Annotated in this window: 12 protein-coding genes and 1 pseudogene; 6 read left to right on the top strand and 7 right to left on the bottom strand. The window is 63.8% G+C overall.

Annotation, left to right across the window (positions count from 1 at the left end):
- Positions 1-65: 65 nt before the first annotated feature.
- On the bottom strand, positions 66-386 hold the full coding sequence (gene clpS, locus INQ42_RS06390) for an ATP-dependent Clp protease adapter ClpS (RefSeq protein ID WP_194035643.1): 321 nt from the start codon (positions 384-386) through the stop codon (positions 66-68).
- Between the two features lie 146 nt (positions 387-532).
- Here clpS and INQ42_RS06385 point away from each other — a divergent pair, with 146 nt between their 5' ends.
- From INQ42_RS06385 to hflD, 4 genes are read left to right on the top strand one after another with little or no spacing between them, the layout of a single operon-like run.
- Positions 533-1,012, top strand: a complete 480-nt coding sequence (locus INQ42_RS06385; protein WP_194035785.1) for a hypothetical protein — start codon at positions 533-535, stop codon at positions 1,010-1,012.
- Positions 1,013-1,489, top strand: coding sequence for an NUDIX hydrolase (locus INQ42_RS06380; protein WP_194035642.1), 477 nt, complete (start codon positions 1,013-1,015; stop codon positions 1,487-1,489).
- Positions 1,490-1,542: 53 nt separating this feature from the next.
- On the top strand, positions 1,543-2,634 hold the full coding sequence (gene mnmA / locus INQ42_RS06375) for a tRNA 2-thiouridine(34) synthase MnmA (RefSeq protein WP_248285392.1): 1,092 nt from the start codon (positions 1,543-1,545) through the stop codon (positions 2,632-2,634).
- A 50-nt stretch (positions 2,635-2,684) separates the two neighbouring features.
- Positions 2,685-3,287: a high frequency lysogenization protein HflD gene (gene hflD, locus INQ42_RS06370; protein WP_194035784.1), complete on the top strand. Its 603-nt coding sequence runs from the start codon at positions 2,685-2,687 to the stop codon at positions 3,285-3,287.
- Positions 3,288-3,332: 45 nt separating this feature from the next.
- Here hflD and INQ42_RS06365 read toward each other — a convergent pair whose 3' ends face one another.
- A complete protein-coding gene (locus INQ42_RS06365; protein ID WP_194035640.1) occupies positions 3,333-3,731 on the bottom strand; it encodes a type II toxin-antitoxin system VapC family toxin in 399 nt (132 codons plus the stop codon).
- A complete protein-coding gene (locus INQ42_RS06360; RefSeq protein WP_194035639.1) occupies positions 3,728-3,961 on the bottom strand; it encodes an AbrB/MazE/SpoVT family DNA-binding domain-containing protein in 234 nt (77 codons plus the stop codon). Before INQ42_RS06360 ends, INQ42_RS06365 begins: the two co-directional genes overlap by 4 nt.
- Positions 3,962-4,239: 278 nt before the next feature.
- Here INQ42_RS06360 and acnA point away from each other — a divergent pair, with 278 nt between their 5' ends.
- On the top strand, positions 4,240-6,996 hold the full coding sequence (gene acnA / locus INQ42_RS06355) for an aconitate hydratase AcnA (protein ID WP_194035638.1): 2,757 nt from the start codon (positions 4,240-4,242) through the stop codon (positions 6,994-6,996).
- Between the two features lie 132 nt (positions 6,997-7,128).
- On the opposite strand, the gene INQ42_RS06350 is transcribed toward acnA, so the two are convergent.
- The 4 genes and pseudogenes from INQ42_RS06350 to INQ42_RS06335 form a co-directional block, all read right to left on the bottom strand.
- On the bottom strand, positions 7,129-8,166 hold the full coding sequence (locus INQ42_RS06350) for a serine hydrolase domain-containing protein (RefSeq protein WP_194035637.1): 1,038 nt from the start codon (positions 8,164-8,166) through the stop codon (positions 7,129-7,131).
- A gap of 145 nt (positions 8,167-8,311) precedes the next feature.
- The gene (locus tag INQ42_RS06345; RefSeq protein ID WP_194035636.1) at positions 8,312-9,931 is read right to left on the bottom strand and encodes a serine hydrolase domain-containing protein; all 1,620 of its coding nucleotides are present in this window, start codon (positions 9,929-9,931) and stop codon (positions 8,312-8,314) included.
- A gap of 86 nt (positions 9,932-10,017) precedes the next feature.
- Positions 10,018-13,026 carry a TonB-dependent receptor gene (locus INQ42_RS06340; protein ID WP_194035634.1) on the bottom strand — a complete coding sequence of 1,003 codons (3,009 nt, stop codon included), beginning with the start codon at positions 13,024-13,026 and terminating at the stop codon, positions 10,018-10,020.
- A gap of 49 nt (positions 13,027-13,075) precedes the next feature.
- Positions 13,076-14,562, bottom strand: a pseudogene (locus INQ42_RS06335) (transglutaminase-like domain-containing protein).
- 301 nt (positions 14,563-14,863) lie between these two features.
- Between INQ42_RS06335 and INQ42_RS06330 the strand changes: the two are divergent.
- Complete coding sequence (locus tag INQ42_RS06330) at positions 14,864-16,309, top strand: C40 family peptidase (protein WP_194035633.1); 1,446 nt, start codon at positions 14,864-14,866, stop codon at positions 16,307-16,309.
- The last annotated feature ends 9 nt before the right edge of the window (positions 16,310-16,318 follow it).

Genomic DNA, 16,318 nt, shown 5'->3' with positions numbered 1-16,318 from the left:
TGCCTCCGGTAACTACTGCATCCCAAGATGGGGGTGCCGGCACCGATTTCCACGCCGCCGACGCTTCAGGCCCTTTCCATCGTACATAGCAACGGGTGTTGGTTCAGTCTGGAGAACTCGTTGACCTGCGCTACCTTGGATTCGGCCACGTCGCGCGTGAAAACCCCGCATACCCCGCGACCACGGGTATGCACGTGAAGCATGATCTGGGTGGCATTCTCCGCGGTCATAGGGAAAAAGCGCGTCAGTACCTCCACCACGAAGTCCATCGGGGTGTAGTCATCGTTGAGCAGCAGCACGGAGTACATCGGCGGCGGGGCCAGCTCGGGCCTGCCCGCCTCGGCAACGGTGCCGTGGTGGTGCTCGGTTTCAGTCTGTCTTGGCATGCGCGCATTATAGATGGCCGGATCGACGCTTTGCCGCCCCTTATGGACGCGCTTCAGGCACTGCCTCAGAATTGACGTTTTAATCAGGGGCCGCATCCATGAAACTGAATCACAGCGCCGTTGGCGCCCTCGGGGTCGCCATGCTCATGGCCAGCACAAGTGCTTCGGCGCAGTACGCAACCGTCGGATCCACCCGGTCTGCCGCCGTGGAAGCGCCCGCGGTCGAGGTCTCGATCGGCAGGCAGCTCGACGAGCTTGGCTACGACCACGACGTCGACGACGACGGTGATTTCAAGCTGGTCCTGGAAATGGAAGACGACCGCACCCAGCTGGCGTACGTGCGCAGCCCTGTGCACGAGTTCGGATCGCACAGGATCCGGGAAATCTGGTCGCCCGCCTACCGTGTCGATGGCGGCCGGTTTCCCGCGCCAGTCTCCGTGCGCCTGCTGGAAGACTCCCACGACTCCGTCCTTGGCAGCTGGGTGAAACAGGGCGACATCGCGATGTTCGTGGTGAAGATCGCTGCAGATGCGAGTACCACGGAACTGAAGGACGCCATTGCCGCCGCCGTCACCACCGCGGACGCCATGGAAACCGAGTTGAGCCCCGGCTCCGATGAGTTCTGAATGAGCTACCGTGAAGGCCGCTTCTGGCAACCGGACGTGACCGTGGCGACCGTCGTCGAGCACGACGGGCGGCTGCTGATCGTCGAGGAGACCTCCAAGGGGCGGTTGGTGCTGAACCAGCCTGCCGGACACCTGGAGCCAGACGAGAGCCTGCAGGAGGCCGCGGTGCGGGAAGCCCGCGAAGAAACGCGCTGGGACATCCGTCTGACTGCATTTATCGGTGCCTACCAGTGGAGCGCACCGCCGCTGGAGCCCGGCGACAAGGCGCGCTACTACCTGCGCTTTGCATTTGTCGGTGACGCGCTTGGCGAAGATCCGTCGCGCACCCTCGACGACGGCATCGCCCGGGCGCTCTGGATGACCCCGGAGGAACTGGAACAGGCCGCCGATCGTCATCGCAGTCCGCTGGTGTGGCGGACGGTCGCCGACTACCTCGCCGGGCAGCGGCATCCCCTCGCGCTGTTGCAGCAGGCGTGATCCCGACTGGACCATTGACGGGCGGCGCAGGCGCACCGCGCACGGTTGTCGGCATGTCCGGTGGTGTCGACTCCTCGGTCGCCGCGATGTTGCTGCGGGACGCAGGCGAGCCCATCGCCGGTCTGTTCATGCAGAACTGGGCGGACGATGGCAGCGGCGACTGCCGCGCCGACGAGGACCGACGCGATGCGGTGGCGGTCTGCGGCCGGCTTGGCATCCCGATCCATTTCCGTGATTTTTCCGGCGAGTACTGGGATGGTGTGTTCGCTCACTTCCTTGCCGAATACGCGGCCGGCCGTACGCCGAATCCGGATGTGCTGTGCAACCGGGAAATCAAGTTCAAGCACTTCCTGGACTCAGCCCGCGAGCTGGGTGCGGAATTCATGGCGACGGGGCACTACGCCCGCGTTGATTACCACCACGGCAGGCACCGCCTGTTGCGGGGGGTCGATCGCGACAAGGACCAGACCTACTTCCTCCACCAGTTGGGCCAGGAACAGCTCGCGGCGACGAAGTTTCCGCTGGGGGGCCTGCACAAGCCGGCCATTCGCCGGATGGCGCAGGATGCGGGACTGCCGACGGCTGCGAAGAAGGATTCCACGGGGATCTGCTTCATCGGTGAACGCGATTTCCGCAGCTTCCTCGGCCAGTACCTTCCCGCCCGCAGCGGCGAGATGCGCACACCGGACGGACAGGTTATAGGCACCCACCCGGGTGTGTTCTATTTCACCCTGGGACAGCGCGAGGGACTCAATATCGGCGGCGTACGCGGCTTTGGCTCCCAGCCCTGGTACGTCGTCGGCAAGGATGTGGCCGACAACGTGCTCTATGTGGAACAGGGCAGTGATACGCCATGGCTGAAATCCGGCCTGTTATGGTCCGAACAGGCGCACTGGATCGGTGGCGACCCACCGGCAGATCGATTCCAGTGCACCGCGCAGACGCGCTACCGGCAGGCCGATGAGGCCTGCGAAGTCATCGTCGGCGATGATGGCTGCCTTGAAGTGCGCTTCGCCAACCCCCAGCGTGCAGTGACTCCCGGGCAATCGCTGGTCCTCTATGACGGGTCCGTATGCCTGGGCGGCGCGGTGATCGCCCGCACCGATGCTCCCCTCGAACAACGCCTGAGAACCGCCTCCGAATGACCGACATTGGATCCACCGCCATTCCATCGCCCAGCACCCGCTTCAACCCGATGTCCGACCGCGTGTTGGCGCTTGCCGGGCTCGCCCAGGCCCTGGCGCAGGTAAGGCGCATTGCCGATACCGGGCAGGCGGAGGCTTCGGTGCTGGAAACCATGCTCAGCTCGGTCTTCCAGATCGACGCCGCGTCCGTGGCCGATGTCTATGGCGGTGCGGCGGCGTTGAGGCCGGGGCTGTTGTTGCTGCGGGACTACTTCGGTGGGACCACAAAGGACGCGCAGCTGCCGCGGCTGGCCCTGTCCGTCACCCAGCTGGAGCGCCGCTTCGTTGCCGACATGGACATGGTCAGCGAAGTGCAGGAAGGCATCCTCGCGCAGAAGGACAAGGCCGATGAGCTGGGCGTCGCCCATCCCGAAGTGCTCGCCGCGCTTGGCGGGCTTTACTCGAAAACGCTGAGCAACCTGCGACCGCGCGTGCTGGTGCAGGGCAACCCGCACTATCTCGGGCAGCCGGCGGTGGTCGCCGAGGTGCGCGCCGTGCTGCTGTCGGCGATCCGCTCGGCGGTGCTGTGGCGTCAGTCGGGCGGTGGATTCCTCGATTTCATTCTGCGCAGGCGCGATCTCGCTGCGGCAGTGAACGCGCATCTGGGCGGCTGAACCACGATCACAAGGCACCCCTGCGGGGCGAGTCTGGATCCGCGATCAGGGGCGCGGGACGATCAGCTTGAGACCCTTGAAATAATCCCGATAGAACGAGTCGTTCCAGGTGATGAGCGCGTCGCACTGGAGCAGCGCATGGGCTCCCACCAAGAAGTTGGCCAATCGTTCCGATGCGCCGCTGCGCTCGCGGTGCCGGCGTTGCATCTCACCAGCACGCAGCGCGGACTTGGCCTCCAGCGGACTGAAATGCAGGCCCATTTCTTCCAGTGCCTCGTGCACCTGCGACCCGCCGCGCAGCGAGGCACAGATTTCCGCGAGCGTTACGCTGCAGATCACGACCCGACCGGCGACAAGCGCCTGGCGGAGACACGATTCGACCGCATCGGCCTGTGGTCCATCGCTGAGAAGCTCAACAACGACCGGCGCGTCGACCGCGATCATCGCCGCTGTCCACTGTCGCGCGATGAGCCCGGTTTGCTGTCGTCCGGTTCGACCCTGTCCACCTCGAACTTGCCACGAACCCGTGACAGCGCGTCGTCGACGCTCTTGCTCAGGATGATGCGGCTGCCCTCGAGTTCCACTTTCAGCAGCGTGCCCTTGCTCAACCCCAGCGCGTCACGCACAGCTTTGGGCAAAGTGATCTGGCCGCGCTCTGCAACGGTAACGTCCATAAGGTCCGCAAATAGGAGTATGTCTTCATAATACATACTTTTTCAGGCATACTCTGTCCAGTCCAGGTAGAGGCGAGCGCCAGTGGAATCGGCGCCGCGTTCACCAACGTGATGACGCGATCAACACGCCTGGCCTTGTAAGCTGGGTCCCCTCGTGGGTGGATCCCGCAATCTGTCGCTGTTCGCCACTGCCCCCGTACCAGCTGCCAACAACATCGCAAGGAGACGGGCCGCCCCAGCCCTGTCCCGCACGCCATCCGCAACAAGGAGCTCCCCCCATGACGACCGACTCGTTCTCAACGCTCGACCGCCTCGAGGCCAACGGCAAGCAATACAACTATTTCAGCCTCCGCAAGCTGGGCGAAAAGTTCGACATCGCCCGACTCCCCTATTCGATGAAGGTCCTGCTGGAGAACCTGTTGCGCCACGAGGATGGCGGCATGACGGTTGGCACCGAGCACATCGAGGCGGTGGCCAATTGGGATCCGAATGCCGAGTCCGCGCGCGAGATCGCCTTCATGCCCGCCCGCGTCGTCCTGCAGGACTTCACCGGCGTGCCATGCGTGGTCGACTTCGCCGCGATGCGCGATGCGGTCACCCGGCTGGGCGGCAGGCCGAACCAGATCAATCCGCAGATCCCTTCCGAGCTGGTGATCGACCACTCGGTACAGGTGGATGTCTACGGTCGATCCGACGCGCTGGACATCAACGGGCGGATCGAGTTCGAGCGCAACAAGGAGCGCTATGGCTTCCTGCGCTGGGGCCAGAAGGCGCTGGAGAACTTCAAGGTCGTCCCGCCCAACACCGGCATCGTCCACCAGGTCAACTTGGAAAAGCTCGCCCGCGTAGTGATGGAGCGCGAGATCGACGGCAAGCTGTTCGCCTATCCCGACACGGTCTTCGGCACCGACAGCCACACCACGATGATCAACGGCATCGGCGTGCTCGGCTGGGGCGTGGGCGGCATCGAGGCGGAGGCCGCCATGCTCGGCCAGCCCTCTTCGATGCTCATTCCCCAGGTGGTCGGCATGAAGCTGACCGGCCAGTTGCCCGAGGGCGCGACCGCCACCGATCTGGTGCTCACCGTGACCGAGATGCTGCGCAAGTACGGCGTGGTCGGCAAGTTCGTCGAATTCTTCGGCGAGGGCCTGCAGCACCTTCCGCTGGCCGATCGCGCCACCATCGGCAACATGTCGCCCGAGTACGGCGCGACCTGCGGCATCTTCCCGGTGGACGCTGAAGCGGTGAAGTACCTGCGACTTTCCGGTCGCAGCGAAGAGCAGATCGCGCTGGTGGAGGCGTATGCCAAGGCCCAGGGCATGTGGCATGAGCCTGGCCAGCCCGACGCCAAATATTCCGCGACGCTGACACTGGACATGAGTCAGGTTCAGCCCTCGCTCGCGGGCCCGAAGCGGCCGCAGGACCGGGTGTTGCTGAGCGACATGCAGGAAAACTTCCGCACCAACGTCAAGGGCTTCACCAGTAACCGCGGCGTCGGATGCGCGGTCATCGAAATGAAGGAAGAAGGAGGCGCGCAGCCGCAGGCCGAACGACTGGCCGCCAAGCCGATCTCCACTATCAGCCTGCACGACGAAAAACACGAGCTGACCGATGGTTCGCTGGTGATTGCGGCGATCACCTCCTGCACCAACACCTCCAACCCGGCGGTGATGATCGGTGCCGGCCTGGTGGCCCGCAAGGCCGCCGCGAAGGGCCTGAAGTCCGCACCCTGGGTGAAGACCTCCATCGGCCCAGGCTCGCGCGTGGTGACCGACTACCTCGAAAAAGCGGGGCTGCTGACCGACCTGGAGAAGCTCAACTTCTACATCGTCGGCTACGGCTGCACGACCTGCATCGGCAACTCCGGTCCGTTGGCGGAAGAGGTCTCGCGCGGCATCGCCGAGAACGATCTGGCCGTCGCGGCGGTGCTGTCGGGCAACCGCAACTTCGAGGGCCGCATCCACGCCGAAGTGAAGATGAACTATCTCGCTTCCCCGCCGCTGGTGGTCGCCTACGCCATCGCCGGCACGATCGACATCGATCTGGCCAACGATTCGCTCGGCAAGGACCAGGACGGCAACGACGTCTATCTGCGTGACATCTGGCCTACGAACAAGGAAATCAGCGACACGATCGCTGCCACCGTTGGGCCGGAGTTGTTTGCACAGAACTACGCCGACGTGTTCAAGGGCGATGCCCGCTGGAACGAGATCGAGTCGCCCGACGGCGAATCCTTCGCCTGGGACGAGGGCTCCACCTACATCAAGAACCCGCCCTACTTCGATGGCATGACGATGGAGGTTGCGTCGATCGACGACATCCGCGGTGCGCGGATCATGGGGCTGTTTGGTGACTCGATCACGACCGACCACATCTCGCCGGCGGGTGCCATCAAGGCGGACTCGCCCGCGGGCCGGTTCCTGGAGTCGCGCGGCGTGCAGCCACCCGACTTCAACAGCTACGGCTCACGCCGCGGCAATGACGACGTGATGGTGCGCGGCACATTCGCCAACATCCGCATCCGCAATCAGATGCTGGACAACGTGGAAGGCGGCTTCACCAGGCACTTCGACAAGGACGGCAACGGCACGCAGATGGACATCTACGACGCGGCCATGAAGTACAAGGCCGAAGGCGTGCCACTGGTGGTGTTTGCCGGCAAGGAATACGGCACCGGCTCGTCGCGCGACTGGGCGGCCAAGGGCACGATCCTGCTGGGTGTCAAGGCAGTCATCGCCGAAAGCTTCGAGCGCATCCACCGTTCCAACCTGGTCGGCATGGGCGTGCTCCCGCTGCAGTTCAAGGCGGGTGAAAGCGCAGTGGCGCACGGTCTGGACGGCTCGGAGATGATCAGCGTGACCGGCTTGAACGACGGCGCGTCCAAGACCGCCACGGTGCTCGCGACCAGGGCCGACGGCAGCGAGAAGCGCTTCGAGGTGGACGTGTTGTTGCTCACGCCCAAGGAAGTCGAGTACTACCGCAATGGTGGCATCCTGCACTACGTGTTGCGCGACCTGGCCAAGAAGGCCGCCTGACGCACACTTTTTGCCGGCCCGGCTGCCACAGCCGGGCCGTGTGATGGAGAAAGCGGCCGAGGTGGCCGCTTTTTTCATGCCCTCAACTTCCGTACGTCCGGCGAATGCGGCCGTGCGGGTGCTGCCAATTGCCTATTGCTGAAACAGGGCCGAGATGGCCAGGGCGGTTGCCATCGGTTCGGGGTCGTTGCGGTTGCTCAGGATGACCACCGCCAGACCCTGCTTCGGGTATCGCACGAGTACATTGCGGAAGCCGATCGTCTCGCCCGAATGCCATACCCGGTCTTTGCCGACGTACCAGCCAAGACCGTAGTCGACTCCCGGATCGTTGGTCGACACGGCCGCGGTGAACGCCAGGTCGCGTGACTCGTCAGACAACAAACGGTCGTCGCCGAGCGCGGCGTTCCACTTGGCCAGGTCGTCGATGGATGAGTAGATTCCGCCGTCACCCAGGACTGCGCTGGTCGGGCTTTGGTCAGTCCGCACCCAGATGCCGTCTTTCCGGCTGTAGCCGTAGGCGCGATTCTCGACCCCCGGCCCGCCGTCCACGAAGGCCAGCGTAGTGCTCATTCCCAGAGGTCGGAAAATCCTGTTCTCCAGGAACGCGGGGTATTCCTCACCGGAGATGCGCTCAACGATCAGCGCCAGAAGCGCGTATGCACTGTTGCTGTAGCGGAAATCGCTACCCGGCGGAAAGTAGGTCCGATCCAGCTCGGCCAGGATCTGCAGGACGTCGGCATCGTGGACCTGGCGGTCCAGCTCGGCGGACATTTCATCCTCGTAGTCGATCAGGCCGGAGACATGAGTCAGCAGGTGGCGAATCGTGATCGCCGCAGTCGCGGCGGGCAGCTCCGGCAGCCACTTGCCAACCCGATCCTCCAGCGTCAGGCGCCCATCCTCGACCAGGAGAAGAATCGCCGCGGCGGTGAACTGCTTGCTGACGGAGGCCAGCCGGAAATTCGTCGCCGGCGTGACAGGCACCGCTTTCTCGACGTCTGCCATCCCATAGGATCGACGGATCGCCGGCTTGCCAGCGCGCACAACCAGCAGCGACGCCCCCGGACCGCTGCCGGCATAGCGGTTCATCAGCTGGTCGATCTTCTTTGTCACCACCGCAGAATCTGCTTCGTCTGCCGCTTCGGCCGAAAGTTCGCCGCCAGCCGGGGTCATCGCGCAGGCACCGAGGAGGATGGCAATGAAGAACCCTCCCAGCAGGGGAAACGACAGAGGCTTCCTGGCAGGGTCAGTTCGCAACATCCGGGTCTCCGGGTTGAGCGTAGGGGGTCAGTCCGGGTCGGGTTGGGGGCGGCAAAACTCATTGACTTGCACACTCACCCGTGCGCCGGAAATGCAGGTCCTCATAGTCGTAGCTGAAGTCCGCGTCGGGATCGACCTTCGCCATCGTGAGTTGCTTCTTTCCGTCAGGCGAATCGTTCGCAAAATCCAGCCAGGCATCCGCATCCGACTCCAGGGCCTCGAAATCGACCAGGAAACGCCCTGCTGCATTGAATACCGGTCCTGAAAGGCGCGGTGAATTGGCCGACTCGAATCGCGCTCCGGAGTCTGACGGGCAGATCGAGACGTCGCCAAACCAGGGGTCGCGGTACTCGCCGAGCCAGGGCGCCAGCTCGCTGGAAGACGCGATAGACCGAGGCGCAGAAGCTCTCGCATCTGCGACCGGGGCTCCCGACGATTGTCTGGCGGCACTCGATTCAGGAGCCGCCCTTTCGCGGGCCAGATCCTCCGCGTAGTAAGCGACGGTGCGGTTTTGCCCAGGCGCAGTGAAGTGCTTGGTCAGGACCTGTTCCAGCACCGTGCGCGCCTCTCCCGCCTCACCGTTGATCAGGATCACGAAGCCCGTGCCCAACTCCGGCAGCAGGGTCACCGCGGAATACATGCCCGAAAGCGTGCCGGTGTGGGCCACCTTGGCAGTGCCGTCCACGTCGCTCAGGCGCCAGCCGTAGCCATAAGCGTAGAAGTGGCTCTTGTTCCATTCGCGCATGCGCGATGTGAGCGGCATCGGCATGTGAGGCGTCCAGACTGCCTCGCGCTGCTTCTTTGAAAGCCACCCGGAATGCGGTGTATCGCCCTCTTCGGCCAGCCACGTCTGCGTCCACCGCAGCATGCTGTCCAGACTGCAACGCACCCCGCCGGCCGCCGCCATCGGCATGTCCGCCACGACTTCGCCGTCCTGCCTCGCTATCCACTGCCCCTGGCGCTTTACGTGTGGCGAGGCTACGCTGCCCGCCTCCGAGATCCGCCACTCGCCGATCCGGCAGCCGTCCATTCCCAGCGGCTCGAAGACTTCGCGCCGCAACAGCACGTCATACGGAGCTCCACCCACGGCGGCGGCGACTTCGCCGGCGACGATGTAGAGCGTGTTGTCGTAGGCATAGCGGGAGCGGAAGCTCCAGCGCGGCTTGAGGTATTCCAGCCCTGCAATCACGTCGTCGCGGGTGAAATGGTTCGGCTCGGGCCACAGCATCAGGTCGCCGGCGCCCGGCCCCATGCCGCTGTTGTGGATCAACAGGTCGCGCACCTGCATTTCCCTGGTAACCCAGTCCTCGTACATCCGGAACCCGGGCAGGTGCTTCACCACCGGGTCGTCCCAGGCCAGCAGGCCGGCATCGACCTGGCGCGCGAGCAAAGCCGCTGTCATCGCCTTGGTGTTTGACGCAACCTTGAACAGCGTATCGCGGCCCACGCGCTCGCCACTTCCCGCAGCCGTCTCGCCGCGTACTTCCCAGTGCCGGACCTTGCCGTCAACGACGACGCCTACGGCGATGCCCGGCAACTCGTACCGGGCGACCACGTCGTCGACCGCAGTAGTGACCTCAGCGGATGGCAGCGCAGCCTGCGGCGATGCCTGGGCGTTCGCCGGGGCCAGAAAGAATGCGGCCGCTAATGCGGCCGCGGTGTAAACGTGATTAGCCACCAACTTTGCAACTCCTTGTCGGACCCCGGGGCGCCCCGGATGATCTCCGGGGCGCCCTGGCCAATATCAAGACAGCCAAGCGTGCATCAGAAGGCGTAGGTAACCACCAGCTGTGCATAACGCGGCGACTGCCAGTTCGTGGCTTCCCCGAAGTACGGCATCTTGTTGCCGGGGGTGCTTTCGTAACGGGAATGCACGTTGACCATGGTCTGGCTGTTGAGCAGGTTGTAGATGGACAGGCGAGCCTTCAGGTCGATGTGCTCGACCGGGAGCGTCCAGGTCACGCTGAGGCCCACATCCTTCACCCACGGCATCCGACCGAAAGCGCCACGCGGCGAGTAGGTCATGTCCCGCGTCGTGTAGTCGTCGCAGCCGGAGTTGCACAGCCACCCGGATCCGCCACCGCTGTACTCGCTCGGACCGCCGGCGCTGCGGTTGTCATTGGGCCAACGCACGCCAAACGCCGTGATCGGACCACCCGAGCGCGCAGACACCGTGGCACCAACGCTCCACATGTCGTTGAACTTGAAACTGCCGCGCGCCTTGATCTGGTGGCGGTGGTCGTTGAACGTGGGACCGAAACGTTCGTTCACGGCCGGATGGTCGTAGTGCTGCACCAGACTTGTGTCGTTGTAGCCGGTATCCGAGTTCACCGGGCCTTCGATATTGCCGTCGGACTTGGACCAGAGGTAGCTGACGTTCAGTGCCCACTTGTCATCCCATGCGCGGTCCAACTGGAATTCGACAGCCTTGTAGGTGCGCTTGGGCTTTTTGTAGCCCATCACGATGTTGCTGCCGGACGTGATGTAGCCGTCTTGGGAGCTATCGAACGACACCCAATCCTGAGTGTCCGGGCACCACAGCGTATTGCTTTCACCCGGGTTGAGGATGGGCCAGTCGCCGGAGTACCAGGGGCAACCTTCCACATGGCGGATGCTTACGTCTTCCACCGCACGGGTCATCTCGCGATAGGTGGCGTTGACGCCGTACGACCAGGTGTTGTTGAGCGCCTGCTGGAAGCCGAGGATGAACTCATCCTGGTAGACCTGCTTCAGATCGCGAGCCACAGCGGTGCGGACATCATCAGGTGCGGGGGCGTTGCCTTCCGTGTTGACCGGACCAAGTTGCTGGCCAATGATCGGATACAGGTAGGTGGTACCGAGAATTGGATCGATCCGCTCTTCCCAGCCGTCCAACACGTAATACGTGTGCTCGTCGGTGGTGCCTCCGCCGAAGTAGTCGGTGAGCTTGTTGGTCAGCGGAATGTAGTAACGACCCGCGTTGCCGAACACCTTGGTTCTGCCATCGCCCTTCATGTCCCAACTGAAACCCAAGCGCGGCGAGATCATGTCGCCGAAGTCAGCCTTGGCGAAGGTCACGCCCGAAGCGAGTGTGTTTTCGAATTTATCGGCGCGCAGACCGAGGTTCAGCAGCAGGTTCGGGGTAACACTCCAGTTGTCCTCGATATAGATCGCCTGCGCCTTGGTGCTGACCGGGGCACCGGTGACCTTGTAACGCCCGTCGAGGTAGGCATGCACGTCCAGTGGGATTGGTGTGCCGTTCGGAAGAACCCCGTTGTTGGGGGGATTGGAAATATCCGGGTCAGGTGCGGCCCCCATCAGCCTGTAGCGCATTCCGTCACCGGGGAAAACGGATGAACTCGTGGAGTCCATGATTTCCTGGTCGGCGCCGAAGCGCACCAGATGGTCGCCCAGCGTCCATTCGAAGTCGAGGCGCGCGGCCTCGCGCTTGTCGTCCCGGTTGCTGACGCTGTTCTTACTCGGGGCACAGCCTTCGCGCCTGGTTGCCGGGCCGAAAATCGAGTTGTAGGTGCCGTCGCGATCCAGAATGCTGCAGTAGGGGTCCCACTGACTGTAAGAGGACGCGCTTCGCTCGTTCACGCCGTACATCGCCTTGGCGACGAAGTTCTGGGTGAAGCTGCCGGTATACGTCAGCGACCAGTTGTCACCGCCTGAGCCGACCGAGCTTCCACCCTGGGCAGCGCCGCGCGTGGCGGTATCCCAGTCATACTTGTAGCTGAGAGTGTCTGACTCGGATTTGTCCGAAAAAGCGAGCAGTTCCAGCAGGTGATTGTCATTGATCTGCCAGTCGAGCTTGGCACCCCAGAAGTCGTTGTTGCTCTCCGTGTACCAAGCCTCGATCGTATCGATATCCCGGGGGTTGCTGTCGCGCTTCTCGTAAATGCCGAAGAAAAACAGCTTGTCCTGCACGATGGCACCGGACGCCCAGACGTTGGCCTTGGTGAACGACGAGTCATCCCGGCTCATGCGGTCCTGCTCAACAATGCTGCCGTCCCGGTGGAAGCGGTCCTTTCTGGAGGAAGAGAAGGCCGCCGGTTCCATCGTCACTTCTGCGCCGGCATGGAACTCGTTGCCGCCTGAACGGGTCACGGCGTTGATGACGCCACCGGTGCTACGGCCAAACTCCGCCGAATAGCCGCCGGTCTTGATCTGGAACTCCTCGTAGAACGCGAAGGGCACCGATGAGAACCCCTGGCGACGATAGGGGTCGGTGACGTTCAAGCCATTGATGTAGGCGACGTTCTCCGCCACCGAGGAGCCGCCGAACGAAAGTCCGCCGAAGCTCGCGCCCGAGTCGACCACGCCCGGCGCCAGCAGCGCAACGGAAGCCAGACTCTGATCCACCGGCAATTTGGCCAACTGCTCGCGGGTAACGTTGGTCGAGGACTCGGTGGAACGGACGTCCACGCGATTGACCACTCGCGAACCAACCACCTGCACGGCAGCCATGTTTACGGTGCCGCCACTCGTCAAGTTGACGGTAGTCGTACCTCCCAGCGAAACGCTGACAGAAACTGGCGCTCCCGATCCGGAGGTAAGAATGTAATCGCCCGGAGGCAATTGACCGATCCTGTAACTGCCGTCTCCCGCCGCTTGGGCGGAGCGCGACACCCCCGTTGTGGTGCTGGTGATGGTTACCTGCGTGCCCGCTTCCGCGCGACCCGCCACGGCACCTGTGACGCTCTGCGCCATGGCTACCGTGGGCACCATGGCTGCCAGGCACATGCCCGTGGCCAGGCTCAGTACGCTCTTGCGCAATCGTGTGTGTCGCATTTCCCCTCTCCCGAAAGGTTTGTGAAAACTCAGGTCCTGCAGTCACCCCCTAAGGCAGCAGGACCTCCGTATTGAAGTCATAGGTCCATTGATCGAAGTACAGATTTCCACCGCTCCATTCGACCTCGCCGCGTTGCGAGTCCACCGTCTCGGACCGGAAATGACGCTTGGCTGGCTCGAATGGCGTGCTGAAGTCGTCATTGAAAGCAATCCGGTAGGCGTCCAGCCCCCCAGATAGAACCACTCCAGGCTCCTGCCCTGCCCGTCTATCGCGCCGGGCATCCTCCCTGTTGTCACGTCCATCGGAACCCAGCCATAAGGCGCCAGATACACCTGCCCCCAGTCGTGGAGGTTCCAATAGCCGGCACGATCGGCGCCACCCACCTGCGAGTCGGAGTAGACCATCCCGGATTGCCAGCGCGCCGGGATTCCGTTGAGCCGGAGCAAAGTGATCAAAAGCAGGGTCTGCTGTCCGCAATCGGCGAAGCCCGTACGCAACGCGTGTTCGCTGATATTCGAGATTGTCGAATATTCGCGCGCGCCCGCCCACGGAATGCGGTCGACGGCGGCGAACAGCTTCTGCGTGATGCGGTACGGGTTGGTTTCATTGCCCACCACATCCCGCGAAAATGCACGCAAGGCCGGGGTGAAGACGACGTGGGGTGGTCGCTCGGCAAGGCTCTCGGCCAGCGCCGGGTCGTTCGGCGTCGGTAGTACACGCTCACCGTCGATGTCGTGGTAGCGCGCGTAGACAGTCATCTCATATTGGACGCTGAACGTCGTGGGCTGCCCGGCGCGCGCCGGCTTTTCCATATGAACCGTGCGCTGGGCGACGGACGCCGCTGCCACATCGGCTTTTGCGGGCTCGCTGTCCAGAAGCCGGATGTCTTCCTGCTGGCCGGGGATCTCCCTGGGAAATGGAATCCAGGCCTGTACCGCTTCACCGGCCGGGACCGCGTCGGCGTTGACCGTAAGCGTCTGGGTGACACGGACCTGCTGGGGCAACACGCTGCTTTTGCCACTGGACATCGCTGCCTCGGCGATCGCAATGTGGTGCGCATTGAACGATTCCATCGGACCGTCGCGGAACGGCTTCGGGTCCGCTCGTCGTTCGGCGGCTTCGGGGCTGAGGCGGAACAGGTTGGAAATCGAGCGGTTGAAATACAGCTTCCGCCCATCGATCACGCGATGCTCGATCAGTCCGGCATCCGCCCACTCATCGAACTCCGCCTGGCGGAGATCTGGCACCTGTTGCCTCAACTGCGCAAGCGCCTCGGATTCCTCAAGACTGAAATCCATCAGTATCCGGCGCATGCGCTCACGTTCGAACAGGAGCGCCTCACGTGCTGGATTGGCTCCTGCCGCCCGCTCAAGGGCGGAAGTGATTGCAGACTCGGCTTTTTTGAAGTACCCCGCGTCCACCATTTGCACGATTGCATCGAGCTCGCCGCTACGGGCCTGGGTCGCCGCAGACGCAATCTCGGGGCCGGTCTGCGCGGCCGGCTGCGGTCCCTGGCTCGCGGCATCCGCGCTCATCGCCATGGCGATCGCGAGCACGATGCCGTGGGCAATCATCGTGGTCACCGCCGCACTCCGGGCCAACCAACGCCGTTCCTGGTGGAACGGCCCGGTTGCCCCAGGCTGTCAGTAGCGATCGCGTTTGTGACCCCGTGCATCAGTGCCTGCCTCAAGCCGATGATTCAAGGCGATGTTTAGCATGCCGCGCGACGGGAAGCAATAATATATTCCGCGATAGCATGATATAAGAATCACGTATTCCGCAGTGACGGCAAACTTCGCGCGCGCCGTGCCACGCGCCCCAGAACCGAGAACAACGATGCGCATCACTCTACTTGCCGTGGGCCTGTTGCTGGCCGGCGGGATCTCCCAGCCTCTGCACGCGCTGCCTCCCGCGACCATCGTGGCCCCCGTGGCTACAGCGGCGCCTGTCCCTGCGCACGGCGTGGTCGGAATCATCGACGAGGCGATGCTATCGCCGGACTATTGGACATCGGCGATGGCCGCGCCCGACCGGGTTCTGCTGGATACCCCGGCCATCGACGCGCAGAACCGTCGCCTGTTCGAGCTCGATGGCTCAATGCATGACCTCGACAAACTGCCTGCCCGCCTTGACGGCAATCAGGTCCGCAAATGGCTGGACGACGCGTCGTCGCGTCCCACGACGCCGCGCTGGGATGTGGAGGGAGACGAAGTCGCCGTGGAAGCGATCGACGCTATGTTCGCCAACACCGCCGTGCAAGCCGTCCCCGCCGATCAGGCGACCCGCTACGGACTGGTGGTGCACCGCACCGACATGCGTGGCCTGCCGACCACGATGCGCATCTTCAGCAGTCGCGGCGATACCGACATCGACCGGTTGCAGGAGAGCGCGCTGTTCCCCGGGACGCCGGTTGTGATTGCGCACGAAAGCGCTGATGGCGAGTGGTTGTTCGTGATCAGTCCGCGATACGCCGCGTGGGTGGACAAGCACCACGTCGCCGAAGGCAGCCGCGCGAAGGTGCTGGGTTACACCACCGAGTCGCCCTACCGGATCATCACCGGCGGCGTGGAGCGCACCGTGTTTACCCGCGAGGAGCCGCGCGTGTCGCAGTTGCAGCTCGACATGGGCATCCGTCTGCCGCTGGCGGACGTTCCGCCCAACAAGCCCGTCAACGGCCAGCACCCCTACGCCGCCTACGTGCTGCAAATGCCGGTGCGCAACGAGGACGGGAGCCTGGGGATGGCGCCGGCGCTGCTGCCGCGTCGCGCCGACAGCGCCGCGGATTACCTGGCGCTGACTCCGGCAAACCTCGTCGACCAGGGGTTCAAGTTCCTCGGCGAGCGCTATGGCTGGGGACACGCGTACGGCACCCGCGACTGCAGCGGTTTCGTCTCGGAGATCTACCGCAGCATGGGCGTCGAGCTTCCCCGCAACACCAGCGCGCAGGCGGTGAGCCCGGCGCTGGAGCACATCACCTTCGAGCGCAACGACGACGCCGCCAAGCGCAAGGCCGCGGTTGCCCAGTTGCAGGTGGGCGACCTGGTCTACATTCCCGGCCACGTGATGATGGTGATCGGCCACCACGGCGGCATGACCTACCTCATCCACGACACCCACGGCGGCCGCTACAGGGGCGACGATGGCGAGCTGGTCTCGATGGCGCTCAACGGGGTGGTGGTGACGCCGCTGGAACCGATGATGTTCAGCGAGACCGAGAGCTACATCGATCGCATGACCAGCATCGTGCGCCCGCACGGCGCGCTGCGCCTGCCGAGCCACTGACCCTACGAC

It is taken from the genome of Lysobacter avium (assembly GCF_015209745.1).
GTDB classification, from domain to species: Bacteria; Pseudomonadota; Gammaproteobacteria; order Xanthomonadales; family Xanthomonadaceae; genus Novilysobacter; species Novilysobacter avium.
Note: the sequence above shows the minus strand (reverse complement) of the source record. Positions and strands in the feature narration are given on the sequence as shown.

What these genes read in the sequence shown, in the direction of transcription:
- clpS (WP_194035643.1), bottom strand. Translation starts at nt 386, where the DNA reads ATGCCAAGACAGACTGAAACCGAGCACCACCACGGCACCGTTGCCGAG.
- INQ42_RS06385 (WP_194035785.1), top strand. Translation starts at nt 533, where the DNA reads ATGGCCAGCACAAGTGCTTCGGCGCAGTACGCAACCGTCGGATCCACC.
- INQ42_RS06380 (WP_194035642.1), top strand. Translation starts at nt 1,013, where the DNA reads ATGAGCTACCGTGAAGGCCGCTTCTGGCAACCGGACGTGACCGTGGCG.
- mnmA (WP_248285392.1), top strand. Translation starts at nt 1,543, where the DNA reads ATGTCCGGTGGTGTCGACTCCTCGGTCGCCGCGATGTTGCTGCGGGAC.
- hflD (WP_194035784.1), top strand. Translation starts at nt 2,685, where the DNA reads ATGTCCGACCGCGTGTTGGCGCTTGCCGGGCTCGCCCAGGCCCTGGCG.
- INQ42_RS06365 (WP_194035640.1), bottom strand. Translation starts at nt 3,731, where the DNA reads ATGATCGCGGTCGACGCGCCGGTCGTTGTTGAGCTTCTCAGCGATGGA.
- INQ42_RS06360 (WP_194035639.1), bottom strand. Translation starts at nt 3,961, where the DNA reads ATGGACGTTACCGTTGCAGAGCGCGGCCAGATCACTTTGCCCAAAGCT.
- acnA (WP_194035638.1), top strand. Translation starts at nt 4,240, where the DNA reads ATGACGACCGACTCGTTCTCAACGCTCGACCGCCTCGAGGCCAACGGC.
- INQ42_RS06350 (WP_194035637.1), bottom strand. Translation starts at nt 8,166, where the DNA reads ATGACCCCGGCTGGCGGCGAACTTTCGGCCGAAGCGGCAGACGAAGCA.
- INQ42_RS06340 (WP_194035634.1), bottom strand. Translation starts at nt 13,026, where the DNA reads ATGCGACACACACGATTGCGCAAGAGCGTACTGAGCCTGGCCACGGGC.
- INQ42_RS06330 (WP_194035633.1), top strand. Translation starts at nt 14,864, where the DNA reads ATGCGCATCACTCTACTTGCCGTGGGCCTGTTGCTGGCCGGCGGGATC.